At 60.7% G+C, this 25,085-nt stretch carries 24 protein-coding genes; 15 read left to right on the top strand and 9 right to left on the bottom strand.

The window, feature by feature from the left end; all coding sequences use genetic code 11:
• Positions 1-17: 17 nt before the first annotated feature.
• Together AC0JZ8_RS24325 and bcoG are read right to left on the bottom strand one after the other, a co-directional pair.
• A complete protein-coding gene (locus AC0JZ8_RS24325) occupies positions 18-1,520 on the bottom strand; it encodes a carnitine 3-dehydrogenase (protein WP_471893817.1) in 1,503 nt (500 codons plus the stop codon).
• A 5-nt stretch (positions 1,521-1,525) separates the two neighbouring features.
• Entirely contained in the window at positions 1,526-2,428 is a 903-nt protein-coding gene (gene bcoG / locus AC0JZ8_RS24320) for a 3-dehydrocarnitine:acetyl-CoA trimethylamine transferase BcoG (protein ID WP_062454994.1), read from the bottom strand.
• A gap of 107 nt (positions 2,429-2,535) precedes the next feature.
• Here bcoG and AC0JZ8_RS24315 point away from each other — a divergent pair, with 107 nt between their 5' ends.
• Entirely contained in the window at positions 2,536-3,522 is a 987-nt protein-coding gene (locus AC0JZ8_RS24315; protein ID WP_471893816.1) for a GlxA family transcriptional regulator, read from the top strand.
• Here the strand turns inward: AC0JZ8_RS24315 and AC0JZ8_RS24310 are convergent.
• Positions 3,506-3,664 carry a YqaE/Pmp3 family membrane protein gene (locus AC0JZ8_RS24310; RefSeq protein WP_082471680.1) on the bottom strand — a complete coding sequence of 53 codons (159 nt, stop codon included), beginning with the start codon at positions 3,662-3,664 and terminating at the stop codon, positions 3,506-3,508. The two genes, AC0JZ8_RS24315 and AC0JZ8_RS24310, sit on opposite strands and share 17 nt — an antisense overlap.
• Before the next feature lie 105 nt (positions 3,665-3,769).
• Positions 3,770-4,270, bottom strand: a complete 501-nt coding sequence (locus tag AC0JZ8_RS24305) for a hypothetical protein (RefSeq protein ID WP_062454454.1) — start codon at positions 4,268-4,270, stop codon at positions 3,770-3,772.
• Between the two features lie 265 nt (positions 4,271-4,535).
• Between AC0JZ8_RS24305 and AC0JZ8_RS24300 the strand changes: the two genes are divergently transcribed.
• The 5 genes from AC0JZ8_RS24300 (at position 4,536) to AC0JZ8_RS24280 (ending at position 9,128) form a co-directional block, all read left to right on the top strand.
• A complete protein-coding gene (locus AC0JZ8_RS24300; RefSeq protein ID WP_471893815.1) occupies positions 4,536-5,315 on the top strand; it encodes an SDR family oxidoreductase in 780 nt (259 codons plus the stop codon).
• A gap of 67 nt (positions 5,316-5,382) precedes the next feature.
• Positions 5,383-5,616 carry a hypothetical protein gene (locus AC0JZ8_RS24295; RefSeq protein ID WP_113110177.1) on the top strand — a complete coding sequence of 78 codons (234 nt, stop codon included), beginning with the start codon at positions 5,383-5,385 and terminating at the stop codon, positions 5,614-5,616.
• Between the two features lie 249 nt (positions 5,617-5,865).
• Positions 5,866-6,321 (top strand): MarR family winged helix-turn-helix transcriptional regulator, encoded by a 456-nt coding sequence (locus AC0JZ8_RS24290; RefSeq protein ID WP_471893814.1) that lies wholly within the window; start codon positions 5,866-5,868, stop codon positions 6,319-6,321.
• The gene (locus AC0JZ8_RS24285) at positions 6,308-8,020 is read left to right on the top strand and encodes an efflux MFS transporter permease (RefSeq protein WP_471893813.1); all 1,713 of its coding nucleotides are present in this window, start codon (positions 6,308-6,310) and stop codon (positions 8,018-8,020) included. The genes AC0JZ8_RS24290 and AC0JZ8_RS24285 overlap by 14 nt, the downstream gene beginning before the upstream one ends.
• 37 nt (positions 8,021-8,057) lie before the next feature.
• The gene (locus AC0JZ8_RS24280) at positions 8,058-9,128 is read left to right on the top strand and encodes an HlyD family secretion protein (RefSeq protein WP_471893812.1); all 1,071 of its coding nucleotides are present in this window, start codon (positions 8,058-8,060) and stop codon (positions 9,126-9,128) included.
• Between the two features lie 109 nt (positions 9,129-9,237).
• Here the strand turns inward: AC0JZ8_RS24280 and AC0JZ8_RS24275 are convergent, their stop codons facing one another.
• A complete protein-coding gene (locus AC0JZ8_RS24275) occupies positions 9,238-10,320 on the bottom strand; it encodes a glycoside hydrolase family 25 protein (protein ID WP_062576737.1) in 1,083 nt (360 codons plus the stop codon).
• Positions 10,321-10,631: 311 nt separating this feature from the next.
• On the opposite strand from AC0JZ8_RS24275, the gene AC0JZ8_RS24270 reads away from it, so the two are divergent.
• Positions 10,632-12,338: a glycoside hydrolase family 13 protein gene (locus AC0JZ8_RS24270; RefSeq protein ID WP_471893811.1), complete on the top strand. Its 1,707-nt coding sequence runs from the start codon at positions 10,632-10,634 to the stop codon at positions 12,336-12,338.
• A gap of 53 nt (positions 12,339-12,391) precedes the next feature.
• Here AC0JZ8_RS24270 and AC0JZ8_RS24265 read toward each other — a convergent pair whose 3' ends face one another.
• Positions 12,392-14,617, bottom strand: coding sequence for a heavy metal translocating P-type ATPase (locus AC0JZ8_RS24265; protein ID WP_471893810.1), 2,226 nt, complete (start codon positions 14,615-14,617; stop codon positions 12,392-12,394).
• Between the two features lie 240 nt (positions 14,618-14,857).
• Between AC0JZ8_RS24265 and AC0JZ8_RS24260 the strand changes: the two genes are divergently transcribed.
• The 8 genes from AC0JZ8_RS24260 to AC0JZ8_RS24225 all read left to right on the top strand — a co-directional run bounded on the left by AC0JZ8_RS24260 (position 14,858) and on the right by AC0JZ8_RS24225 (position 21,962).
• Positions 14,858-15,898: an ABC transporter substrate-binding protein gene (locus AC0JZ8_RS24260; RefSeq protein ID WP_471893809.1), complete on the top strand. Its 1,041-nt coding sequence runs from the start codon at positions 14,858-14,860 to the stop codon at positions 15,896-15,898.
• A 141-nt stretch (positions 15,899-16,039) separates the two neighbouring features.
• Positions 16,040-16,864: an ABC transporter permease gene (locus tag AC0JZ8_RS24255; protein ID WP_471893808.1), complete on the top strand. Its 825-nt coding sequence runs from the start codon at positions 16,040-16,042 to the stop codon at positions 16,862-16,864.
• Positions 16,865-16,868: 4 nt separating this feature from the next.
• The gene (locus AC0JZ8_RS24250) at positions 16,869-17,657 is read left to right on the top strand and encodes an ABC transporter permease (RefSeq protein ID WP_062576729.1); all 789 of its coding nucleotides are present in this window, start codon (positions 16,869-16,871) and stop codon (positions 17,655-17,657) included.
• Between the two features lie 16 nt (positions 17,658-17,673).
• Positions 17,674-18,732, top strand: a complete 1,059-nt coding sequence (locus AC0JZ8_RS24245; protein ID WP_471893807.1) for an ABC transporter ATP-binding protein — start codon at positions 17,674-17,676, stop codon at positions 18,730-18,732.
• Between the two features lie 121 nt (positions 18,733-18,853).
• Positions 18,854-19,795: a 2-dehydro-3-deoxygalactonokinase gene (locus AC0JZ8_RS24240; RefSeq protein WP_471893806.1), complete on the top strand. Its 942-nt coding sequence runs from the start codon at positions 18,854-18,856 to the stop codon at positions 19,793-19,795.
• Positions 19,796-19,799: 4 nt separating this feature from the next.
• Complete coding sequence (locus tag AC0JZ8_RS24235; protein ID WP_471893805.1) at positions 19,800-20,420, top strand: 2-dehydro-3-deoxy-6-phosphogalactonate aldolase; 621 nt, start codon at positions 19,800-19,802, stop codon at positions 20,418-20,420.
• 80 nt (positions 20,421-20,500) lie between these two features.
• Positions 20,501-20,758, top strand: a complete 258-nt coding sequence (locus tag AC0JZ8_RS24230) for a hypothetical protein (protein ID WP_471893804.1) — start codon at positions 20,501-20,503, stop codon at positions 20,756-20,758.
• Positions 20,759-20,792: 34 nt separating this feature from the next.
• The gene (locus tag AC0JZ8_RS24225) at positions 20,793-21,962 is read left to right on the top strand and encodes a pyridoxal phosphate-dependent aminotransferase (protein ID WP_471893803.1); all 1,170 of its coding nucleotides are present in this window, start codon (positions 20,793-20,795) and stop codon (positions 21,960-21,962) included.
• A 79-nt stretch (positions 21,963-22,041) separates the two neighbouring features.
• Here the strand turns inward: AC0JZ8_RS24225 and AC0JZ8_RS24220 are convergent, their stop codons facing one another.
• From AC0JZ8_RS24220 to hutU, 3 genes are all read right to left on the bottom strand, one after another.
• Complete coding sequence (locus AC0JZ8_RS24220; protein WP_062576716.1) at positions 22,042-22,545, bottom strand: invasion associated locus B family protein; 504 nt, start codon at positions 22,543-22,545, stop codon at positions 22,042-22,044.
• 236 nt (positions 22,546-22,781) lie between these two features.
• On the bottom strand, positions 22,782-23,375 hold the full coding sequence (locus AC0JZ8_RS24215; protein WP_471893802.1) for a HutD/Ves family protein: 594 nt from the start codon (positions 23,373-23,375) through the stop codon (positions 22,782-22,784).
• Positions 23,376-23,380: 5 nt separating this feature from the next.
• Entirely contained in the window at positions 23,381-25,066 is a 1,686-nt protein-coding gene (gene hutU, locus AC0JZ8_RS24210; RefSeq protein ID WP_471893801.1) for a urocanate hydratase, read from the bottom strand.
• Between the last annotated feature and the right edge of the window lie 19 nt (positions 25,067-25,085).

Below are 25,085 nucleotides of genomic sequence, written 5' to 3'. Positions count from 1 at the left end.
CTAACGCTTCCGCTAAGCTAATTTTTCTGCCCGACCGAGCGGCCTGCCCCGTCCGGGAACGTTAGCTTGGCATGCGCCTGCGCAATCGGCGCAAGCTTTGCCATCACTTCCGGAGGAGCGACCACGGATTTGCCGGCGCTTGCATCCACATGCAGCATCAGCTGCTCTGCCGTCGCGATGATGCCGTCAGTCTTCGAGTCGTGAATGGTCGAGAAAAATCGGATGCGCTTTTCGTCGAAGGAAAGGATCTGCAGTGTGGTGTAGATCGCCTGGCCGAGCTTGGCCTCGCCCAGATGCCGGATATGCGTCTCGACCGTGTAATAGCTGTGGCCCGCCTCGACATACGCGAAGTCGACGCCGATCAGGCGCAGCAGGGCATCGGACGTGTCGCCGAACACCTGGAGGTATCGGTGCTCCGTCATGTGGCCATTGTAATCGACCCAGGCGGCGTTGACCTTGGTATCGACCAGCCGCAGCGGGGCCGAGGTGTCGACGGACAGGTTTGTCCCCTTGCCGTTTCCGCCACCTTCGGACCAGAGATGCGTCTCGAACTCGGAAAGGATTTTGCCCGCGCCCCAGCCCTTGCCGCCGTCGCCGGCCTTCAGCGCCTGCATGATTCCGACGAGGTTTTCATCCCGGATCCGCTCCAAATCACGGATGCCATAGGCGCCGGACTGGGCATCCGATTGGGCTGCGATCTTGTCGACCAGAGCGTCGTCGAGATCGACCACGTCGGTCAGCTTGGTCCAGGGCCAGGCGAGGCAGGGGCCAAACTGCGCCAGAAAATGCCGCATGCCCGCTTCGCCACCCGCAATGCGGTAGGTTTCGAACAGTCCCATCTGCGCCCAGCGCATGCCGAATGAATAGCGGATCACATCGTCGAGTGTCTCGGTATCGCAGATATCGTCATGGATCAGCCACAGCGCCTCGCGCCAGAAGGCTTCCAGCAGACGGTCGCCGACAAAGGCTTCGATCTCCTTCTTGAGGATCACGCCCTTCATGCCAATCGGCGCCAGCCGCTCGCGGGCGAGAAGCAGGGTCTCCGGGCTTGTGCGTTCGCCGCCGACCAGTTCGGCCAGCGGCAGGAGGTAGACAGGGTTGTAGGGATGCGCGACGAACATACGCTCGGGATGCCGCATGTCGCGCTGCAGTTGCGTCGGCATCAGTCCTGAAGTGGACGATCCGATCAGCGCCTTCGGATCGGCGGCCGCATCGATTTTCGTCAGCACGCCACGCTTCAGGTCCAGCCGTTCCGGGACGCTTTCCTGGATCCAGTCGGCGCCTGCGACCGCCTCCTCAAGCGTCGCGCAGAACGTGAGTTTTCCCCGAGGCGGCAGCGGCGCCATGGTAAGCATGCCATAGGCGCGCTCCGCATTGGCCACCACCTCCGTGACGATGCGCTCGGCATCGGGGTGCGGATCGAAGATGGAAACGTCGATGCCGCCAAGCAGGAAACGCGCGGCCCAGGCGCCACCGATGACACCGCCGCCGATACAGGCTGCCTTCTTGATCTTGCTCATGCCGGTCACCTTTTCTGCAGCTTGAGTTTTTCGCGCACCTCGGCCGGGCCGATGATCTTTGCGCCCATGCCCTCGATCACCCCGACCGCTTTTTCGACGAGCTGCGCATTGGTCGCGAGTTGCCCCTTGCCGGCATAGAGATTGTCTTCAAGACCGACCCGCACATTGCCGCCGGCCAGCACCGCTGCCGCCGGATAGGCAAGCGCGTTGCGGCCGATCGAGAAGGCCGAGAACGTCCAGGTTTTCGGAACGTTGTTGACCATGGCCATGAACGTGTTCAGGTCGTCGGGCGCGCCCCATGGAATTCCCATGCAGAGCTGGATCAGCACCGGATCCTCGATCAGGCCTTCCTCGACGAGTTGCTTGGCAAACCACAGATGGCCGGTATCGAAAGCCTCGATCTCGGGACGCACACCGAGCGCCGTCATCTGCCGTGCCATTTCGCGCAGCATCGACGGCGTGTTGGTCATGACGTAATCGCCGAGCGAAAAATTCATGGTGCCGCAGTCGAGCGTGCAGATCTCCGGCAGGCACTCCGCCACATGCGCCACACGCTCGGTCGCGCCGGCCATGTCGGTTCCATCAGGATTGACCGGGAACGGCGCTTCGACATTGCCGAACACGAGATCGCCGCCCATGCCGGCGGTGAGGTTCAGGACCACATCGACATCGGCCGAGCGGATGCGATCGGTCACTTCCCGGTAGAGTTCGATATTGCGGGCCGCGGCACCGGTTTCCGGGTTGCGCACATGGCAGTGAACCACGGCGGCTCCCGCCTTCGCCGCGTCTATCGCAGAATCGGCGATCTGCTTCGGCGTGATCGGCACGTGTGACGATCGTGATGTCGTATCTCCGGCACCCGTCACGGCGCAGGTTATGAAAACCTCGCGGTTCATCTCAAGCGGCATCATATGCTCCTTCTGATCGAGCGTATTACGACCGAGAGGCAGATGGAATGCTTTGCATTATCGGAGCCATTTCATACACTATCGGCAATCAGCACGGATTACGATGAATGACCCAAAAGGGCCCCAGTAAGCACTTCGATATCCTTCTTCTGCCAGAGACCAACCTCATCCTTCTGGCGTCGGTGATCGAACCGTTGCGGGCTGCAAATCGCATTGCCGGGGGCAACCTCTATCGCTGGACACTGCATTCTCCTGATGGAACGCCGGTCGACACGACATGCGGAATACCGATCGCGGTGGCTGGCGCGTTTCGACCGGCAAGGGAAACGGACCCGCTGTTCGTCTTGTCGAGTTATGACTGGAAGAAAAGCGTCACGCACGACCTGAAGGCGCAGCTTGCCCGCACCGCGAGACATCGCAGCCTGATCGCGGGTATTGAGACCGGAACCTTCGTGCTGGCCGAGGCTGGCCTGCTGAACGGGTCGCGTGCAACCATCCACTGGGAGGATCTGGAGGCCTTTTCGCTGGTTTATCCGGAGGTCGAGCTTGTACGAGACCGCTTCGTGATCGACAGCAAGCGCATTACGACAGGCGGACCGGTTCCGACGCTCGACCTGATGCTGGAACTGATCCGCAGGGCCCATGGCCATACGCTGGCGCTCGAAGTGTCCAGGCTGTTTCTCTATGAATACGGTCACCGCTTAGACCGCGAGCATGGTTCAGCCGTCACTTCCGTCAGACAGGGACGCGACGCCAGAGTTCAGGCGGCGGTGCGATTGATGGAGGAGACTGTCGATGCTCCCTTGGTTCTCACCAGGCTCGCAAAGCGCGTCGGTGTAAGCGCCCGGCATCTTCAAGACATGTTTCAGACAACGATAGGTGTGGGACCACACACTCATTATATTGCCCTGCGTCTGAACGCAGCCCGACGAAAGGTCATCGAGACCTCAGGGACAATCGCCGACATAGCCGCCGAGACCGGTTTCAACTCGGCTTCCGCCTTATCGCGCAGCTACAGGGCGCAGTATCGCGAAAGTCCGAGTGAGACGCGACGGCGCGTCAAGCGCCGCGATCCTGTTATTTCTTCAGGATGACCCACAGCGCGTGCACGATACCCGGAAGAAAGCCGCACAGGGTGAGGAGGATGTTCAGCCAGAAGTGGAGGCCGAGGCCGACCTGCAGGAACACGCCGAGCGGCGGCAGGAGGAAGGCAAAAAGGATGCGGATGATGTCCAAAATTATCTCTCCGAATGATCGATGGCGCAAGACAACGTGCAGTGCAGCGAAAAGTTCATTTCACTGCTCTGCGGTCGAGGTGCGTGGTGAGGCGATTTCGAGCGCCTACCGGGTTAAATTGATGCTGCTGGTTACGACGGTCTTGCCCGTGCTCGGATCCTTGTCGACCGTCTGCAGACGCAGGCTGCCAGCACCGCGCGATTCGATTGTCATATTGGCAGTCCGATCGCCGTTGATGACACGTGCCCAACGGACGGACAGATTGATCCGGTTGCCGGATTGTCTTCCCGAAAGGGTCGAAGGCTGACCGGAAGGGCCGGTATAGGTGCCGCGGTAACCATTGCCGCTTTCCTGAAGTGTGGCGGATATTTTGCGCTGGACGACCAGCAGGCCGCGGCAGGTGCCGTCCATCGAAAACGCCGTGCGCCCACCCGACATATCGAATTTGCACGTCACGTTGATCGGCTTTGCGCCGATGCGCGTCACGACGGTGCCGACGCCGGTCCAACTGCCCTTGAGCGTGGGAAGAAAGGAAGACTCCTGTGCCGATACGGGCAAGCTGAGAAGGCTGGCGATGCAGGCGATGATCGGGCGGCGAAAGCGCATGGGTTGGCTCCATCTGAGATTGCTACCCAACGTCGCAAACGCGTTTGGAGTTCCCCTCCTCCAAAGCAGGATCCGGCGGAGCCTGAACGAGAACTGTGACGGGCTCGAATGCGGGACGGTGCCCTTGATCCTGGAGCCCCTATTAAGAGACGCCGGCGACCGGGGTCTCTCCATGCGGTCACTTTTGACTTCCGGATTGGGAACCACGATTTACGTTTGCCGTTTGCCCTTCGCTGATTTTCGCGTCGCAGCAAGGAATGTGCTCATGGAATTGAAAACGCAGGTCGCTCTGGTCACTGGCGCCGGATCTGGAATAGGCAAGGCGGCAGCGCTCAAGCTAGCCGAATCGGGAGCCAGAATCGGGCTTCTCGGCCATACGCGCAGCGAACTGGAAGAGACGGCTGACGAAATCACGGCCGGAGGCGGCGACGCCCTCGTGCTGGATGCCGACGTTGCGGACGAAGCCGCAATGAGAGCAGCGGTTGATCATCTCGTCGAAGCCTATGGCCAACTGGACATCGTTGTGATCAACGCCGGTATCAATGGCGTCTGGGCCCCGATCGACGACATGAAGCCGGACGAGTGGGACACCACGATCCGCGTCAACCTGCGCGGCACCTACCTATCCTTTCACGTCACCGTGCCGCATCTCAAGAAACAGGGCGGGTCGGTCGTCGTAATCTCCTCGATCAACGGCAACCGCACGTTCACAACGCCGGGCGCTACCGCCTATTCGGCCACCAAGGCTGCCCAGGTTGCGATGGTGCAGCAACTGGCACTCGAACTTGGCAAGCACAGGATCCGCGTGAATGCGATCTGCCCGGGATCGATCGGGACAAGCATCGACGACAATACAAGCCTTCGCGGCAAGGAGGAAACGGCTGTCCCTGTCGTTTTCCCGGCAGGTGAAATTCCGATCACCGGAGGAAAGGCAGGCGAAAGTGAGGATGTTGCTGACGTCGTGCTGTTTCTCGCGTCCAATCGCTCCCGTCACATCACTGGAACGCCGATCTTCGTCGACGGCGGGCAAAGCCTTCTTCGCTAAGATGTAAAGGCGTGGAACCAGTCGATGACATTCGCGTTACTGTCCGCCATCAAGGAGGGCAGGAAACGTGAAGAATTTTATTATCGCAGCCGCTATTGCTATTACATCGACTGTATCATTTGTACCTTTTGCACAGGCTCAGAGCGTTACGATCGTTACCGACGACCGCCGTGGACCGCCGCCGCCGCGCATGATGCGCGAACGTGACCGTCATCATCAGCGCCGCGGTTGCGTCGTGAAGAAGGTCAAGACGATGCGTCACGGTGCCGTGATCATCAAGGAAACGAAGGTTTGCCGCTAACACCAAGTGCTGGCCGCAGGTTTTCTGCGATACAGCGATAAGTCCTGCCGCGCTTCCCAAGAGCGCGGCATTTTCTATGGAATAGGCACGTCAGTATGGGAGCGGACACTCCGGACCCATGCAGCAGAACGGGGTCCGCAATGCGATAATGGCGTTGCTGAAGCCGGCAGACAGGGCGATCCCGACCTTGAACCGGAATAGTACGCATGCTAACTAATGGTCATCATAAACTTAGCACACTAACCTTTTATGGATCAGGATCTCGCAAGCTCTGATTTTCTGGAATCGCTTACCAAGGTAAGCCGGAAAATCCGCACGGCGTTCAATCAGCAGGTCACCGCCCACGGCCTGACCTATCCGCGCGCCCGTGCGTTGTTTCGGCTGACTAGAAAGCAGAGCATGACACAGACCGAGCTTGCGTTTGAGCTTGAGCTCGAGCAGGCGACACTGGTCCGGCTGCTTGACCGCATGGAACAGAACGGCCTGATCGAGCGCAGGCCCGATCCCGGCGACCGACGCGCAAAACTGATCTCGCTGACGTCCCACGGCAAGGAGCAGGCAGACTTCGTGCGCTCCCTCGCGGACCAGATCCGGAAACAGATTTTTGCAGGCCTCGACCACGACGATATCCGCCGTGCCAACGACCTCCTGGACGCGATCGGCACCAATCTTGCCGATCTGGAGAGCTTCAATGTCATCACGTGACACAACAGTCGTGAAAGACGACGTCGAAAATTCAGATGCGAGCCCCGATGCGGGGCGATCGGCCGCCTCAGCTGTGCAGGATGCGGCCCCTGCCGTTGCGCCGCCTGTAGCCCCCCCGGCTTTCGTTCCGAAACCGCTTCCGATTGCGCTCCTCTATGCATTCGCGTCAATTGCCGCGGCGGTCATGCAAGGCCTGGGCACAAGTCTGATTTCGGCCAACCTCCAGCAGATCGCTGGCCCGATGGAAGCGACCCAGACCGAAGCGTCCTGGCTGGTAGCCGCCTATCTGTTTCCCAACGCCAGCCTTGGTCTGTTCCTGTTCAAGGTCCGCACGCAATACGGTATCCGCAACTTCTGCGAAATCGCCATTATCCCTTACGTGATCATCAGCCTGGCACATCTGTGGGTGAACGATCTCAGCGTTGCCATTGCCCTCCGGTTTTTTGCGGGAGCCGCGGCCGCGCCTGTCTCCTCCATCGCAATTCTCTACATGCTGGAGATCTTTCCGCCGGAGAAGAAGCTGAATATCGGTATCTGTCTGGCGCTGATCGGTCTGCTTCTAGCAACGCCGATTGCCGGTCTCGTGTCGCCATCGCTGCTCGACGAGCGCGACCTTCAGGGCCTCTACCTTCTGGAACTGGGCCTCGCACTGATCGTGTTCGGCCTTGTGTTCCTGCTGCCACTCACCTCGCCTCCAAGAGCCAAGGTGATCGCGCCGCTCGACTTTGTCAGTTATGCGCTTCTGGCCACCAGCATGGGATGCCTTGCCGTCGTCTTCACCATGGGCCGCCTGTATTGGTGGTTGGAAGCGGACTGGCTCGGCTGGCTGCTTGTCGTCGCGATCGTCACCGGCGTTCTGATGACGATCATCGAACTCAACCGCAAGACAAACCTCATCGACGTGCGCTGGATCACCTCGCGCGAGATCATCCATTTTGCAGGCGTTCTCCTGGTCTTCCGCATGCTTTTGACCGAGCAATCCACAGGCGCGATCAACTTCTTCAAACAGCTCGGGCTGTTCAACGAACAGATGGCTGGGCTCTACTGGGCGATCCTGATTGCCAGCGTGATTTCAGGCCTCGTCTGCGCGCTTGTTATGAAGCCCGGCCGGGAAGGCTTCATCCACCTCGTCGCGTTGATCCTGATTGCGGCGGGATGCTACATGGACAGCCAATCCACGGTCCTGACCCGGCCGGAACAGATGTATGTCAGCCAGGCCATGATCGCATTCGGAAGCGGTCTGTTTCTACCGCCGGCCATGGCGGTGGGTTTTGCCGCCGCGCTGAAGAAGGGCCTGACCTACGTCATCAGCTTTATCGCCGTCTTCCTGTTTACCCAGAAGGTCGGCGCGTTCCTCGGCAGCGGCTTGTTCGGCACCTTTGTCACCTGGCGCGAGCAATATCACTCGTCGATCCTGACATCGCGACTTCTGCCCACCGATCCGATGGTGACGGCGAGAATCCAGCAGTATGTCGGCGCCTACGCTCGGTCGACATCCGATCTGACCCAGCGCACGATCCAGGGCACCACGACCTTCGCCAAGGCCGTTCAGCAACAAGCCTATGTGCTCGCCTATAACGACGCCTTCTACGTGACTTTCCTGATCGCAATCGGCGCGATCGTGATGCTTGTATGCCATCTCGCGTGGACCCACCGCGATCGGCTCATGCCGCATGCGTCTGCCTCCACGCAGGCCTGACCGTCAATTCGATACACTTTAGAAAAAGAACAGAGCTATGAACGCTGCCTTCAGATCCATTTCCACATACGTCGCGCTCATCGTCGGGATCGTCGGCGTGTTTATCGTGCTTTACGCCTGGAACCTGCCCCCCTTCCACGGCACGGTCGAGACCACGAACGATGCCTATGTCCGCGGACAGGTGACGTTGCTCAGTCCGCAACTGGCGGGAGTCATCGTCGACGTGCCGGTGCAGGACTACCAGAAGGTCAAGAAGGGCGATCTGATCGTCAAGATCGATGACCGCATCTATGCCCAGAAGCTCGAACAGGCAGAGGCGCAGCTCGCCACCGCTGAAGCGTCGCTCGACAATTCCGAGCAAAGCCGCAAATCGGCGGAGGCCAATATCGTCTCGGCAAAGGCCGGCATCGAAAGTGCGCAGGCAGCACTGAACGCGGCCAAGCTGGCCTATGAGCGCACCGAGACTTTGCTCAAAAACAACGTCACCACCCAAAGCGAGTCGGAGAAGAACCGCGCCGCCTATGACCAGGCGCAGGCGAGCCTCCACCAGGCACAGGCGACCGAACTGGTGGCTGAACAGGACCTCAACACGATCGTCGTCAGTCGTCGTTCGCTGGAAGCGAGCGTCGGAAGCGCCAAGGCCGCGGTCGAACTCACGCGGATCGACCTGCAAAACACCAGGATCATCGCACCGCAGGACGGAACCCTTGGAGAGGTGACCGGCCGCATCGGTCAATATGTTTCCGTTGGCACACAGGTCGCTTCGCTCGTGCCCAATCACGTCTGGGTGGTCGCAAACTTCAAGGAAACCCAGCTGGAGAACATGACCGTCGGCCAGCGCGTGACATTCACGGTCGATGCTCTGGGTCATCAGGCGTTCACGGGAACGATCGAACGTTTCGCCCCGGCGACAGGCTCGGAGTTCTCCGTGATCAAATCCGACAACGCGACCGGCAACTTCACCAAGGTCGCTCAGCGTATTCCGGTGCGCATTGCCATCGATACCGATCAGCCCCTGACGGACCGCCTTGTGCCCGGCATGTCCGTCGTGGCCAAGATCGATATCGCTCAGGAGGGTGCCGCAGCTGCGGAGGTAGAGACGCGCTAAGCCGAAGTGGCGATGGTGTCAGCGGAACCCGGATATCCCGGATAGCAAAACGCCCCGCATCAGACGCTGACGCGGGGCGCTCGCCGATTATCGTCTGAAGTCGATCCCATCAGTTGCGGGCGACCCAGTCATGCCAATCACCCTCGCCGCCGCGGAAGACGTTGAGATCGATCTTACCCTCGACGCCCTGCGAGAGGCCGGATCCGGAATACTGCCAGAACACCCATCTGCGATCGGGATAGACCACCGACGGATGCTGAGCGACCGCGCGCAGCCAGAATGGGTAGTTGAGGAATTCGCCGCGCAGGTTGTCCTTGTAGAAATCCGGCGCCGTGTAGATCACCGGCCGCTTGCCGTAATGACGCTCCAGCATGTCCATGAAGACCTGCATCTTTTCGAGCACCTTGGCGCGCGACAGACGCATTTTGCAGCTCGACTCGCCGTTATATTCGACGTCGATCACAGGCGGCAGCGCGTCGGGATCTTTCGGAACATTGCGGATGAACCATTCGGCCTGGTCGCTCGCGACGCGGCACCAGTAGAAGAAGTGGTAGGCGCCACGCTTGACGCCGGCCTCCTTGGCCTTGCGCCAGTTGGTCTTGAACATCGGATCCAGATGATCGCCGCCGTCGGTCGCCTTGATATAGGCAAAGTTGGCGCCCTGCGTCCGCAGCTTTGCCCAATCGATATCGCCCTGCCAGCGAGAAACGTCGACGCCGTGAACGGACATCTTGCGTGGCGAGACCTTGCCGAAATTGATCGGTTTGGCATCGCGGAAGCTGTGGCTGTAGATCCGCGAGCGGCCACCCGGCGAAACCCCAAGGCCTGGCCTCATGTCGGGCAGGGAAACCGGAGTGAGCGCCGATACGGGCCGCTGGGCCGGCATCGGCATGCCGACGGTCGTGACCATCGGATTGCCTGGCGCTTCGACCGAAGGACCCGGCGCGATGTTGCGGAACGCCGGCGACTGCGGCACAGGCCCGCCCCAGGCCAATGGCTTCTGCGGTGGTGACGGAATTCCGGCGGTCGTCCCGACGTCGACGGCGGGAACCAGCGGAGCCGTTCTTGCAGCCAGACGGGACGTCTTTGCAGACCCGGATGAAGCGGGCACAGCGGATTCCAGATCGCTGCTGGAGGTACATCCAGTCGCAGCGAGGGCCAGAACGAGCAGTGATACAGCCGTAAGACGCATAAGGAACCCGTACTCGATACAAAACGGAATCCGTGCAGCAGACGATCAGCGCCGCACGTTTACTAACGGGACCTTACCGGGAAATACTGAATGCAATCTTTACGGAGGTGCTCCAAGCCCTGCAGGATGACGCCTAGAGAGGCGAAATCGATAACACTTCAGTCACGAGGTCGTCAGGTGAGTGCAATGAGCCCGCGAAGGGCACCACGCGATCGGTCAGGCAGTCTCGGTTCAAACCGACATGGCGCTCGTTTGGAACTCTCCCTGCGGCGTTGGCGTTCGGTTGTTGAAAATATCTCAAGGAGACGTGGATGGACCAGTTACGGGATCAGCTCGAGAATAAGCTGGCAGCACTTGTCCAGGAAGCGGCGCCACCCCTCGAACGGCAGTGGTGGCATAGCTCGACCGTCTACCAGATCTATCCGCGCAGCTTCTGCGATCTGAACGGTGACGGCATCGGCGATATTCCGGGCATTATCTCGAAACTGGATTATATCGCGTCTCTCGGCATCGACGTCATATGGCTCTCCCCGATCTTCAAATCGCCGATGGATGACAACGGTTACGACATCTCGGACTATCGCGATATCGCGCCCGAATTTGGAACGCTTGCCGATTTCGATCTGCTGGTTGCCGAGGCTCGACGCCGGGGCATCGGCATCCTGCTCGATCTGGTTGTCAATCACACGTCCGACGAACACCCGTGGTTTCAGAACTCACGAGCCTCTCTCGACAATCCGTTTCGTGACTTCTACGTCTGGCGCAAGCCGGGTCCTGACGGCGGACCGCCCAACGATCTCCAGTCGACATTCGGCGGCCCCGCCTGGACGCTCGACGAGACGACCGGCGAATACTACCTGCATCTCTTCTCGCGCCGCCAGCCCGATCTGAACTGGGAAAACCCAAAGGTCCGTGCCGAAGTTCATGACATGATGAACTGGTGGCTGGAACGCGGCATTTCCGGTTTCCGGATGGATGTCATCGATTATATCGGCAAACAGGTGGACCAAGGCGTGGTGACCGACGGTGCGCACCTGCACGAATATCTGCAGGCGATGAACCGCGAGACCTTCGGTGGCCGCAACGTCCTGACCGTCGGCGAGGCGTGGAGTGCCACACCTGCATCGGCACTTCTCTATTCCGGTCGCGAGCGGCAGGAACTCTCGATGGTGTTCCAGTTCGAACACGTGACCCGCCAATGGGATGAAACCTACGGCAAATGGCAGCCGAAAACCTTCGACCTCATCGAACTGAAGTCGGTGCTGAGCAAATGGCAGAACGCGCTGGCCGACGATGGCTGGAATTCCCTGTTCTGGGGCAATCATGACCTGCCGCGTGCCGTTTCGAAATATGGTGACGCTACAGGCTATCCCGTCGAATCCGCTAAGATGCTGGCGACGGTCCTGCATCTGCTGAAAGGCACGCCGTTCATCTATCAAGGCGAGGAAATCGGCATGACCAACATGCCGTTTAGCGCGATCGAGCAGTACCGTGATATCGAGACGCTCAACATGTATCAGCTGCATGTGGATGCCGGCCGTTCGCCTGAGGATTTCATCATGGGCGCCAACGCGAACGGCCGCGACAACGCCCGCACGCCGATGCAGTGGAACAGCGCAGCTTATGGCGGTTTTTCCACCGTAGAACCCTGGATCGGCGTCAATCCGAACTATGCGTCGATCAATGCGGACGTGGCGATGAGCGACGAGCGTTCGGTCTGGAACCATTATCGCCAGCTAATTGCCTTGCGGAAATCCCATCCGGTCATCGTCTACGGCAAATACCAGTCGTGGCTCGACGACAACAGGGACGTCTTCGTCTACACCCGCAGACAGGACAGAGACCTACTGGTCGTCATCGGCAGTTTTTCAGCGCATGAGGTCAGTCTGGACCTGCCGAAAGAACTGAAGATCTCCGGCAATTGCCTCATCTCCAACTACCAGCCGATAGAAGCGCTGGGTGAGACGGTGGTTCTGAAGCCGTATGAGGCCTTCGCGATCCTGCACCGGATGCCATGACGAAAAGTCTTTAGCCTTAGAGAGACCTGCGCCCTTGAGCGCAGGCCACCAACCTATTTCCGCAACAGTCTGAGCGCGTTGATCGTCACCAGAACCGTTGCGCCGGTGTCGGCGAGGATCGCCGGCCAGAGCCCGGTTATGCCGATCACCGTCGTCACCAGAAAGACGGCTTTCAGACCGAGCGCAATGGTGATGTTCTGGTGGATATTGCGCATTGTCCTCTTCGACAGGGCAATCATTTCAGCAATATCTGCCACCCGGCCGTGCAGCACAGCGGCATCGGCGGTTTCGAGCGCAACATCCGTGCCGCCGCCCATGGCGATGCCGACATCCGCTGCAGCCAGCGCCGGCGCGTCGTTGATGCCGTCCCCGACTTTGCCGACGACGAAACCGTCACGCTTCAGTTCGCCGACGATACGGCTCTTGTCTTCCGGCAGCAGGTCGGCGCGGACCTCGATGCCGAGCTCCTGTCCGATTGCAACAGCCGTGCGCGCATTGTCGCCGGTCAGCATGACTGTTTTTACGCCCGCTTCGGTCAGAGCCAGAAGCGCAGCCTTGGCATCAGCCCGCGGCTCATCGCGCATGGCGATCGCACCAGCGAGCACGCTGCCGACGATCAGCACGGAAACCGTTTTGCCCTCGTCATTGAGCGCTGCGATGCGGCGGCTGTGCGCCATCGACATCGACACCCGCTCGGCGGCAGCCTTGGGAGAGCTTAAGAAGACGTCCTGTCCCTCGACCTCTGCTGTCAAACCTTTTCCGCCGAGCGCCTTGCCATCACTCGACTGCGGAATGACAACTTCGTCTTCTTCAGCTTTCGCGAGGATGGCCTTTGCAAGTGGATGGCTGGAGCCGATTTCCAGCGCGGCCGCAATCCGCAGCACCTCATCGGCACTGTGGCCGAAAGCAATGACATCGGTGACCTGCGGCCGTCCCTCGGTCAGCGTGCCGGTCTTGTCGAGGGCAACGGCGGTGAGCTTTCCGAGTGTCTCGAGCACCGCACCGCCCTTGATCAGCAGGCCACGGCGGGCACCGGATGAAAGCGACGCAGCGATCGCCGCAGGAGTCGAGATCACCAGTGCGCAGGGGCAACCGATCAGCAGGATGGCAAGACCCTTGTAGATCCATTCGTTCCAGTCACCGCCGGCAGAGAGGGGCGGCAGGATGGCGACCAGAGCGGCAACCGCAACGACGCCGGGCGTGTAGTAGCGCGAGAAGCGGTCAATAAAGCGTTCGGTCGGCGCCTTCTTTTCCTGCGCCTCCTCGACGAGGCGAACGACGCGGGCAATCGTATTATCTTCGGCAGCAGCGGTGACACGCACCCGAAGCGCGCCATCGGTGTTGATGGTGCCGGCAAACACGACATCGTCAACGCCCTTGGCAACCGGCGTGCTTTCGCCCGTCACGGGCGCCTGATCCACCGCGCTCTGGCCTGACATGATGACGCCATCGGCTGATATCCGGTCGCCGGGCCTCACAAGGATGATCGAACCGATCGCAAGGCTTTCGGCCGGCACGGTTCGCGTCTGGCCGCCCTCCTCCAGAAGTGCTTCCTTCGGCACCAGAGCGGAGAGGCTCCTGATGCTGTCGCGTGCCTTTCCGGCGGCAACGCCTTCCAGTAATTCGCCAACGAGAAACAGGAAGACGACGGCCGCCGCTTCTTCCGACGCATCGATCACCACCGCGCCGACAGCGGCGATCGTCATCAGCATTTCGATCGAGAACGGCGTGCCGGCCAGCGCCGCCATGATGGCGCGTCGCGCGATCGGCACCAGACCGATCAGCATCGCGGCGGTGAAGATATAGGTCTCGTAAGCGGGAAACAGGTGGCCGAGCCCATAGGCAACTCCAAATGCCAGGCCGGCTATAATGGTCAGTCGGCCCTTGGCGGATTTCCACCATGGGCCCTCCATCGGGGCGTGGTCATGCCCATGCAGGCCTTCAGTGGCGGCTGTGTCCCGCTCATGATGGGAATGGTCATGACTGCTTCCATGATCGTGATCATGATGGTCGGCGTGATCAGCAACGGGAATGACCGGCTCAGCCGAACGATTCCGCTGCGCAAGCTGTCTAAGCGGATAACCGAGACCGGAAACACGCTTTTCGACGGCGCTAAGATCGACGCTGTCATTGTGGCTGACCGTCATCGTGCCCGCGGCAACCGATACCGAAACATCCTCGACGCCGGGCATGCGGCGTACAGCCGTGTCGATCTTGGTGGCGCAGCTGGCGCAGTCCATACCGCCGACCTTGTATCGCGCCTGATTTACTGCCGTCATCGTGCTGGTTCCCTGCCGTTCGTCTCAGATCACCTCTCGTGTCTACAACCTCTAGCCACTAGAGCTGCAAGAGGGAAAACGCCCACACGTGCGTTCCTATTGCAGTGCATATCCACATGGATATTGCGCGTGCACAATTATTGAGCTTGCGGGGAAAGCGATGAAAAAATACTGTCGTTCTACGCTCGGCGCTGTCCGAGCAGCCAATTCAACACCGATTGTTCGACAAAGGATCACCTCATGAAGGCTCATCGCCTCACCAAGTTTGCAGCGCTTGCAATTCTTGCCACGTTTTCCAGCGTCGCCTCGGCCAGTGCCCAGACGAAGACCTTCACCATTTCCTGGTGGGGCTATAACGGCGACAAGATGAAAGCCAACATCATCGAGCCGTTCAAGAAGATCTGCGGCTGCGACATTGTGTTTGAAACCGGCAACAATGCCGACCGCTTGAACAAGCTGAAGCTGCGCGACGGCAAGGGCGTGGACGTGATCTACCTCTCGGACAGCTTCTCCCAGCTCGGCGTCGCACAGGGCCTGTTTCAGGAAGTCGACGCATCCAAGATCCCGAACCTTTCGGAAATCTACGAACTCGGCCGCAACCCGCAGGGCAAGTATGGTCCGGCCTACACGATCGGCCGCGTCGGTCTCGTCTATGACAGCGCCAAGGTGGATCCGGCGATTACATCCTGGGCCGATCTGTGGCGCGCCGACATGAAGAGCTCGGTCTCGCTGCCGGGCATCACTACAACGGCCGGCCCGATGGTCGTGTTGCAGGCCGGCAAGCATGCGGGCGTCGATGCCTACGAGGATTCCGAAAAAGCCTTCGAGGCCATCACCGCGCTGAAGCCGAATGTGGTCAAGAACTACAATACCGGCTCCGAACTGGTGAACCTGATTTCGACCGGCGAGGTGCGCGTTGCCCTGGCGCAGGATTTCACGCTTGCTTCGATGCAGGCAGCCGTCAAGACGATGACCTGGGCGACACTGAAGGAAGGCGATATCGCCACCCTCAACATGGTCAACATTCCCAAGGGCTCCGAAAATGTCGAGCTGGCGCACCAGTTCATCAACTTCGTTCTGTCGAAGGAAGTTCAGCAGAAGGAAGCCGAACAGGGCGTCGATGCGCCGATCAACAGCAAGGTCGAGCTTTCGCCGGAACAGGCCAAGATGTGGACCTATGGCGCAGACCAGGTCTCGAAGCTGGGCCGCATCGATTACGCCAAGCTGAACGACGCCAAGACCGACTGGATCGACCAGTGGAACGAGGTTTTCGGCCAGTAATCTCAGTCACAGACGACGAGCCCTCTCCTCGATCCAAGGAGAGGGCTTTTCCTGATCCGGGCGGGGATTGCGGAGCACATCCGCTGCCGGAACGCCGGTGCCTAAAAGGCGCAGGGCAGCCCGGAATTTGAAAGAACAGACATGAAGCGTTTTGCCAAATGGGGGCTGACGATGCCGGCGACGATTGCTGTCGTCGTCGCTCTCGTTATTCCGGTTCTCTTGACCATCGCCACCACGTTCGGTGAGCCGAAAGGCGCCTTTTCGACCTACACCGCCTTCTTCAACAGCGGCTTCCGCACCAATATCCTCTACCGCACGCTGCGTATCGCGCTGATCACCACCGCGATCTCGCTGGTCATCGGCTTTCTGACGGCTTACGTGATCGCCCGGATGCCGGGGCGGCTGAAGTCGATCGCGATCATCGCTGCTGTCTTCCCACTTCTGACCGGCGTCGTGGTTCGCTCATTCGCCTGGCTGATCATCCTCGGCAAGAACGGCATCGTCAACGACACGCTCATGTCGCTCGGCATCATCTCCGAGCCGCTGTCGATGCTCTACACCGAGGGATCGGTGATCGTTGCGATGGTCTATCTGTTCGTGCCGCTGATGATCCTCACCCTGACCGGTGTGCTCGAGGGCATTCCGCGCGAAGTGGTCGAAGCCTCAACCTCTCTGGGTGCCACGCCGATTGCCACATTCTTCCAGGTCATCCTGCCGCTTGCCGTGCCTGGCCTGATCGTCGGCGCGGTCCTCGTCTTTACCGGCAGCTTCACCTCCTACGCGACGCCGCAGCTTCTGGGCGGCGAGCAGATGATGATGATGGGAACGCTGCTTTACCAGCGCGCCATGGTCACCTTCGACTGGGTGGGCGCCTCCACCATCGCAGCGATCATGGTGGTCATCACCATTGCCGTAGTGACGATCATGAGCCGCATGGCGCGGCGCCTCAATCCGATGGCGGTATGACAAGATGACCACACGCATCCATCCCCTCCTAGGCGCGTTCGCCGCCCTCGTCTTCCTTTTCCTGCTCGCGCCGCTCGTCATCATCGTCGGCGCGTCGCTTTCCGACACATCCTACCTGACGTTTCCGCCGCAGGGCCTGACACTGCGGTGGTTTGCCAATATTTTCGAGATCTCCGCCTTCCGGAACACCGCGATCACCAGCTTCCAGGTGGCGATCCTCGGAACGGCGCTGTCGCTGCTGATGGGTATTCCTGCCGCCTATGCGCTGAACCGGTACCGCGTCGAACTGCCGAAATGGCTTTCCACGCTGTTCGTCCTGCCGATCCTGGTCCCCGAAATCGTGTTCGGCTTCTCGCTTCTGAAGTCGATTACCATCGGCTTCGGCCTGCCGGTCTATCCGAGCCTGATCCTCGGCCACGCGCTTCTTGTTCTTCCCTATTCCGTGCGCGTCGTCGGTGCGAGCCTTGCGGCCTTCGACTTCTCCGTGGAAGAAGCTGCGATCAGCCTTGGTTGCCCGCCGCTCAAGACCTTCATGACGGTCGTGCTGCCGAACATTCGCGCCGGCGTCATCGCCGCCTTCATCCTCGCGTTCATCACCTCGATCAACGACGTGTCCATCTCGGTGTTTCTGACCGGTCCCGGCATTTCCACGCTGCCGATCCAAATTCTGGCCCATATGGAGCAGTTTTTCGACCCCACCATCGCCTCCGTCTCCGTGCTTTTGATGCTGGTGACGGTTGGCGTGATGGCCATCGTCGAAGCCACGCTCGGCCTCACCTTCCTGACCAAGTAAGACGAGTAGAACCCTTTTGACCGTATCGCTCACCATCGAAAAACTTTCCGCCCATTACGGATCGACACAGGTGCTCAAGGACCTGTCGATCTCGGTCGCGGCCGGCGAACTCGTCTCGCTGCTCGGCTCATCCGGCTGCGGCAAGACGACGACACTGCGGATCGTCGCCGGTTTCCTGGAACCGACCAGCGGCCGGGTGCGGCTTGGGGATCGCGACCTCACCACCCTTCCGGCGCATGCCCGCGATATCGGGCTTGTGTTCCAGAACTACGCGCTCTTCCCCCACCTGACCGTGATGGAGAACGTCGCCTTCGGTCTGAAACAGCGCGGCATTGCCAAACCCGATCGGGCCAAGCGCGCGGGAAGCATGCTCGACCGCGTCGGCCTTTCGCACCTGGCCGACCGCCTGCCGTCGGCGCTGTCAGGCGGCCAGAAGCAACGCGTGGCACTGGCCCGCGCGCTCGTCATCGAACCACCGCTCCTGATGTTCGATGAGCCGCTCTCGAACCTCGATGCCAAACTGCGCGTGGACATGCGCGTCGAAATCCGCCAGTTGCAGAAGGCGAACGGTACGACATCGCTTTATGTCACCCACGATCAGGAAGAAGCCTTCTCGATCTCCGACCGCGTGGCGATCATGAATGCAGGCCGCATCATGCAGCTCGACACGCCCGAAGTCCTCTACCGCAAACCGGCCAACGCCTTCGTCGCCAGTTTTGTGGGCTTCGAGAACCTCATTCCGATGAAGGTGGTCACCCGCGACGGCGCGACCGTCACAGCCGAGGCTGCCGGCGGTGCGCGACTGTCGTTCTCGCAGGATGTCTTCGGTGCGATCAAGGACGATTTCGTTCTGGCCACCCGCGCCGACGGCCTTGTTGCCCGGCAGTCCGGCGAAGGTATTCCCGCGACCCTTGGCACCCGCACCTATCTCGGCCGAGCCTACCAATACAAGTGTGTGACCGTTGCCGGCGAGATCACGGCGAATGGAGCACTGTCCGAACCATACGACCCTGGCACGAGCGCTGTTCTGGTGCCTGTACCGGAACAGTGCTGCATCCTCGATCCCGAAGCCTGAGCCTCGATTTACAAACCTCAAGCCCCTCCTCAAAAGTATGACTTTTCGCAGCACTTGCTCTCGACAAGGCGGGCCTGCCCGCGCTATCGAAGGCCAAAATGTTCGGGGAGGAAACCGAGAGATGCCAGAGCCTAAGTCGATCATTCTAGATTGGGGCACGAGTTCGCTTCGCGCCGCGCTCGTATCTGAAACGGGCGAAACGCTCGATACCCGGGATACGACAAGCGGCGGCATCCAGTTCGTTAAGGATGGGGCCTTCGAGGCCGCCCTGATGGAAACGGTCGGGGCATGGTTCGACGCGCACGGCGCAATCCCAGTCCTCGCGAGCGGCATGATCACCAGCCGCAATGGCTGGATCGAGGTGCCTTACGTCGATGCGCCCGCGGGTCTTGCCGAACTGGCAGCCGGCACGCGGCAGATCACGCTTGCCAACGGCGCCATCGTCACCTTCCTGCCCGGCATGCGCGATCCCGCGGCACAGCCGTTTCCGGACGTGATGCGCGGCGAGGAAACGCAGATCGTCGGCTTCGGGCTGGACAAGAACCGGACCCTCGTCCTGCCAGGCACCCACAGCAAGTGGGCGCGCGTCGAGAACGGCCGGATCGCCGGTTTCCAGACCTATGCGACGGGTGAAATCTTCGCATTGCTGACCAAGCATTCCTTCATCGCCAAGGCATCGGAGCCGGCACCCGGCTCCGAGCCGCGCTGGGAGGCATTCGACCGGGGTGCCGGGTTTGCCGCAAGCGACGCGCGTGCCGCCGACGCATTCCTGTCTGCGGTCTTCAGCGCCCGCACCGGCGTGCTGGCCGGCGTTCTCGCGCCTGACGATATCGGCGACTACGTTTCCGGTCTCGTCATCGGTTCGGAGTTCCGTCAGGCCCGCGCAGCAGGCTGGCTGAAACCCGGTGAAGCCATCGGCATCGTCGGCAACAACGTGCTGAACAGCCGCTACAGCCGCGTCGCGCCGCTGTTTGATCTCGATATAGAGCCGGGCCCAACCGATGCCGCCAAGGGCGGCGTCCAGTTGATCGCCAGACAATTGCAACTGACGAACGAAGGATAGTTCGATGACGTTCCAAGACGCGCTGCAAGCCTGCAATCTGGTTGCCATCCTGCGCGGCATCACGCCTGACGAGGCCGAGCCGATCGGCGAGGCGCTGATCGAAGCCGGCTGGCGCATCATCGAAGTTCCGCTCAATTCGCCGGACCCGCTGAAGAGCATCGAAAAACTGCAGAAGCGGTTCGGTGACCGGGCGCTGATTGGTGCGGGAACGGTGCTGACGACCGCTCAGGTCGCGGACGTCGCCTCGACGGGCGCAACCGTCATCATCTCGCCGAACGCGAACCTCTCGGTCATCGAAGCGAGCGTCTCGCGCAACATGATCAGCCTGCCGGGCGTCGCGACGCCGTCGGAAGCCTTTGCGGCAATCGGCGCCGGTGCGACCGGCATCAAGGCCTTTCCGGCGGAAGCGATCCCGCCCATGGTCATCAAGGCCTGGCGGGCGGTTCTGCCGAAGGATATGCCGGTTCTGGCCGTTGGCGGGATTACGCCTGACAACATGAAATCCTTTATCGACGCCGGCACGAACGGCTTCGGCATCGGCGGATCGCTTTACAAGCCGGGTGACGATGTTGCGTCGGTGGCGGCGAAGGCCAAGCTATTTATCGAGGCGATGCGCCGCATCTGATACCGAATCAACGCCATGCGCCAATCCGCGCATGGCCTTTTTCGACCAATCGGCGTAAAGCAGCGGTTCTTGAATCAGCAATGCACCGCATCCTTATGAAAATCCTTCCTGAAGAGCAGTTTTCCGAAGACGAACCGCAGTTCGAGGATGACATGGGCGAAGACGAACTTGTCCAATCTGCGTATTTCCTGATCGAGGCGCTGACCTTCGCCCCGGTGGCGAAACCGGGCACGCCCGAAGAGCCGTCGAAACCAACGCCAAATGAACGCTTTCGGACCGAAGGTTCCGTGTCCGATGCGGCCTGCAACCGGTTGACCGTACGTCGGAACTTGGCCTAGGCATAGTTCCCCGCCATACTCAGCCGAGATTCGCATGACGATCATCCGACCCGACATCAGCGCCCGCGCTGCGGCCGCTCCGCGTAGCGGTATTGGCGAAATCGTCACCTATGCACGCGGTCGTGACAACCTCATGCCGCTGTGGATCGGCGAAGGCGACCTTGCGACGCCCGACTTCATCACCCGCGCGGCCAGCGACGCGCTTCTCGCAGGCGAGACATTCTATACCTGGACGCAAGGAATCCCGGAGCTTCGCCAGGCAATCCTGCGCTACTACCAGCGCCACTACACGGCCGATCTCTCAGTCGACAACATCTATGTCACCGGATCGGGCATGCAGTCGATCGTGCTGGCGATCCAGACGGTCGCATCGGCCGGCGACGAGGTGATCTACCTGTCACCAGCTTGGCCGAACGCTGCCCATGCCGCAAGTGTTTCCGAGGCAAAGGTCGTGCCTGTCGTCCTCGATTTCATCGATGGCCGGTGGGTGCTCGATGCGGGCCGACTGGAAGCTGCGATCACGCCGAAAACCCGGGCGCTGTTCATTAATACCCCATCCAACCCGACGGGCTGGACGGCAACGAAGGATGATCTCCAGGCGATTCTCGGCCTTGCGCGCCGCCATGGTCTCTGGATCATCGCCGACGAGATCTACGGGCTCTACTATTTCGAAGGCACGCGGGCGCCGTCGTTCATGGATGTCATGGACGCGGAAGACCGCATCATCTTTGCCAACTCGTTCTCGAAGAACTGGTGCATGACCGGCTGGCGTATCGGCTGGGTGGTGGCGCCGGCGGAGATCGGCCAGACGCTCACCAATCTCATCCAGTACTCCACATCAGGCGTTGCGCAATTCATGCAGAAGGGCGCGATTGCGGCACTCGACCTTGGCGACGAGTTCATTCGCTCCAATGTCGAGCGTGCCCGAACCTCGCGCGACATTCTGTGTGACGCGCTGGTCGCCACCAACCGTGTCGAAACGCGAAAGCCCGAAGGCGCGCTCTACGCGTTCCTGAAGATCGACGGCGTAACAGACAGCCGCGCCGAAGCCTTCAGGATTGTCGATGAAACCGGCGTCGGCATGGCGCCGGGCACCGCATTCGGCCCCGGCGGCGCTCCCTTCATGAGAGCATGCTTTCTGCGCGACCCGAAGCAGATCGAAGATGCAGCCGAGCGCCTGTTCGCCTACATCCGCCGACGCTGACCGGGCGAGCTCGTCAAGATCGGCGATGGGCGAATGCCGGTTTCGAACTCCACCCATCAGAGATCTTAAGAGATCGACGTCAGTTGCACTGACCGGCCTGGTTGAGGGCTGCGGTCACGCCGCTGAGCGAGAACGTATAGGATGTGCGGGTGCCTCTCCCCGAGACCGCCTGAAGCGTCATATTGCTTCCCGTACGCATGGCGTCGATCATCGCGGAATCATTGCTTTCCTGCTGCGTCCAGCCGGAGTTGCCCCGCGGCGTCATGGCAAAAGATTTGCCATCGATCGTGACCGTTATCTGTGAGCTGTTTTGAAGATCATATCCCATGATGGCCTGCGGATAATATCCGCTGCCCGAAGGCTTGGGCGCCACGAGGAAGAAGTTATCGCCGTGGTTGACGCTTGCGGGCGTCGCCTGTTTCGGAATGGTCAGGACGTAGCAGCTTTTCGAAGCTCCCGCCTGATAGGAATAGACGTTCCAGTCGCCGAACTGCCTCAGCATCGTCGGGCTCGGCTGGGCAAATGCCGGCAGGGCAATCACGGCTGCAAAGAGAGGCGCAAGGGCGAAAGGTTTGAAGGACATCTCGTCTCCTGTTGGGAATGGCAAGGGAAATACGGGTACGAATGCATCCGTAAGTGATCCCATAGGGGGAGGAGGCGGTTACCGGAAAGTTAAAACTTTCACCTTCTGCGCCGTCGCCTCCGCCAAACCCGGTCTGGAACCGGGCAGATGTGATCACCGGAAAGAGACGAAATATCGCGTTTCCGGTTCTTTAGCGCGATCGCTGCGGCCATCCTCACGGCATCTTCACAAATGCGTCAAACCTGTAACGAAACCGAGGCTTTTTGCCGTGAGGCGATGCGGACAAGAAAAGTCCGGCTTGATGGCGCCTGACTAAGTTCGATCTCCGAATCGCCCGGATGCAGCAGGATCGCATCATACGCGCCAAGCAATGTGCCGTCTTTCAGAACCAAATCCGACGTCGGCAGAACCAGGGTCACGTCCGAACCGTTCGACGTAATGACGCGTTGACTGACGGAGAGCATCGTCACGCCGTGAATAAACTTTCCGCGCCGGGTCATGACATTGAGATCGGTGATCGGGCCAGAGAGTAGCCTTGCGCTGGTCACTGCATCGGCCGGAAACGCGTGGGGCGGCGTGTCGGGGCGCAGGACACGATCGGGCTCGCGCTCGACCGAAAGCTCGATCCCGTCGCCCGTCAAAATGCTGAGGGTCCGGTCTATGTCCGCGAACACAGAGAACGGGCCGTCCTCGGCCATCGTCGCCATGCTGATACGCCAGTCGAAATCATCGACCGACGCAGCCTCGGGAAAGACGGCGATCTCCACCGTCTCGCCCTTGCCGTTCTTCCAGGGCATCCGCTTATGGTCCGATGCAGGCAGGATGCGCATGCGCGTCAGTTCCCGAGGATGCCGGGAAGGCGAAGACCCTTGTCTTCGGCGCAGTCGATCGCGATCTCGTATCCCGCATCGGCGTGGCGCATGACGCCGGTCGCAGGGTCGTTCCACAGGACACGTTCGATCCGCCGGGCTGCATCATCCGTTCCGTCGGCGCAGATGACCATGCCGGAATGCTGCGAATATCCCATGCCGACACCGCCGCCGTGATGCAGCGACACCCAGGTGGCGCCGGATGCGGTGTTGAGGAGCGCGTTGAGGAGCGGCCAGTCGGACACGGCGTCCGAGCCATCCTTCATCGCTTCCGTCTCGCGGTTCGGCGAGGCGACGGAACCGCTGTCGAGATGGTCGCGGCCGATGACAACAGGGGCGGACAGTTCACCGCTTCTCACCATCTCGTTAAAGGCGAGACCGAGCTTGTGGCGATCACCCAGACCCACCCAGCAGATCCGCGCCGGAAGTCCCTGGAAGGCGATGCGCTCGCGCGCCATGTCCAGCCAGTTGTGCAGGTGGGTGTTGTCGGGCAGCAGTTCCTTTACCTTCGCATCCGTCTTGAAGATGTCCTCAGGATCGCCTGACAGGGCCGCCCAGCGGAACGGCCCGATGCCGCGGCAAAACAGCGGACGGATATAGGCCGGAACGAAGCCCGGAAACGCGAAGGCATTTTCCAGGCCTTCGTCCTTAGCGACCTGGCGGATGTTATTGCCGTAGTCGAGCGTCGGCACGCCGGCATCCCAGAATGCCACCATCGCCTCGACATGCGCCCTCATCGATGCGCGGGCGGCGACCTCCACCGACTTCGGATCGCTTTCGCGCTTGGCTTTGGCTTCCTCGACGGTCCAGCCGACCGGCAGGTAGCCGTTGCGCGGGTCATGGGCCGATGTCTGATCGGTGACGATATCCGGGCGAGCGCCGCCGGCTTTCATGCGGGCGACCAGTTCGGGGAAGATTTCGGCGGCATTGCCGAGCAGGCCGACCGATTTCGCTTCGCCCGCCTTGGTCCATTGGTCGATCAGCCCCAGCGCTTCGTCCAGCGTTTTCGCCTTGGCATCGACATAACGGGTGCGCAGACGAAAATCGATGCGGGTCTCGTCGCATTCAACCGCAAGGCAGCAGGCGCCTGCCATGACCGCTGCGAGCGGTTGTGCGCCGCCCATGCCGCCGAGGCCGCCCGTCAGGATCCACTTGCCCTTGAGGCTGCCGCCGTAATGCTGGCGGCCCGCCTCCACGAAGGTTTCATAGGTGCCCTGGACGATGCCCTGCGTGCCGATATAGATCCACGATCCGGCGGTCATCTGGCCGTACATGGCCAGGCCCTTCTTATCCAGTTCGTTGAAATGATCCCAGGTTGCCCAATGCGGCACGAGGTTCGAATTGGCAATCAGCACGCGCGGCGCATCCTTGTGGGTGCGGAACACGCCGACCGGCTTGCCCGACTGCACGAGAAGCGTCTCCTCCTCGGTCAGCGTCTTCAAGGTCGCGACGATCTTGTCGAAGTCGTCCCAGGTGCGGGCGGCCCGGCCGATGCCGCCATAGACCACGAGTTCATGCGGGTTTTCCGCCACATCGGGATCGAGGTTGTTCATCAGCATCCGAAGCGGCGCTTCGGTCATCCAGCTCTTGGCATTGAGCTCGGTGCCCTTGGGCGAGCGGACATCGCGAATGTTGTGGCGTGGATTGGTCATGTCGTGGCTCCCCAATTTC

The sequence above is a fragment of the Velazquezella soli genome (assembly GCF_977018685.1).
Note: the sequence above shows the minus strand (reverse complement) of the source record. Positions and strands in the feature narration are given on the sequence as shown.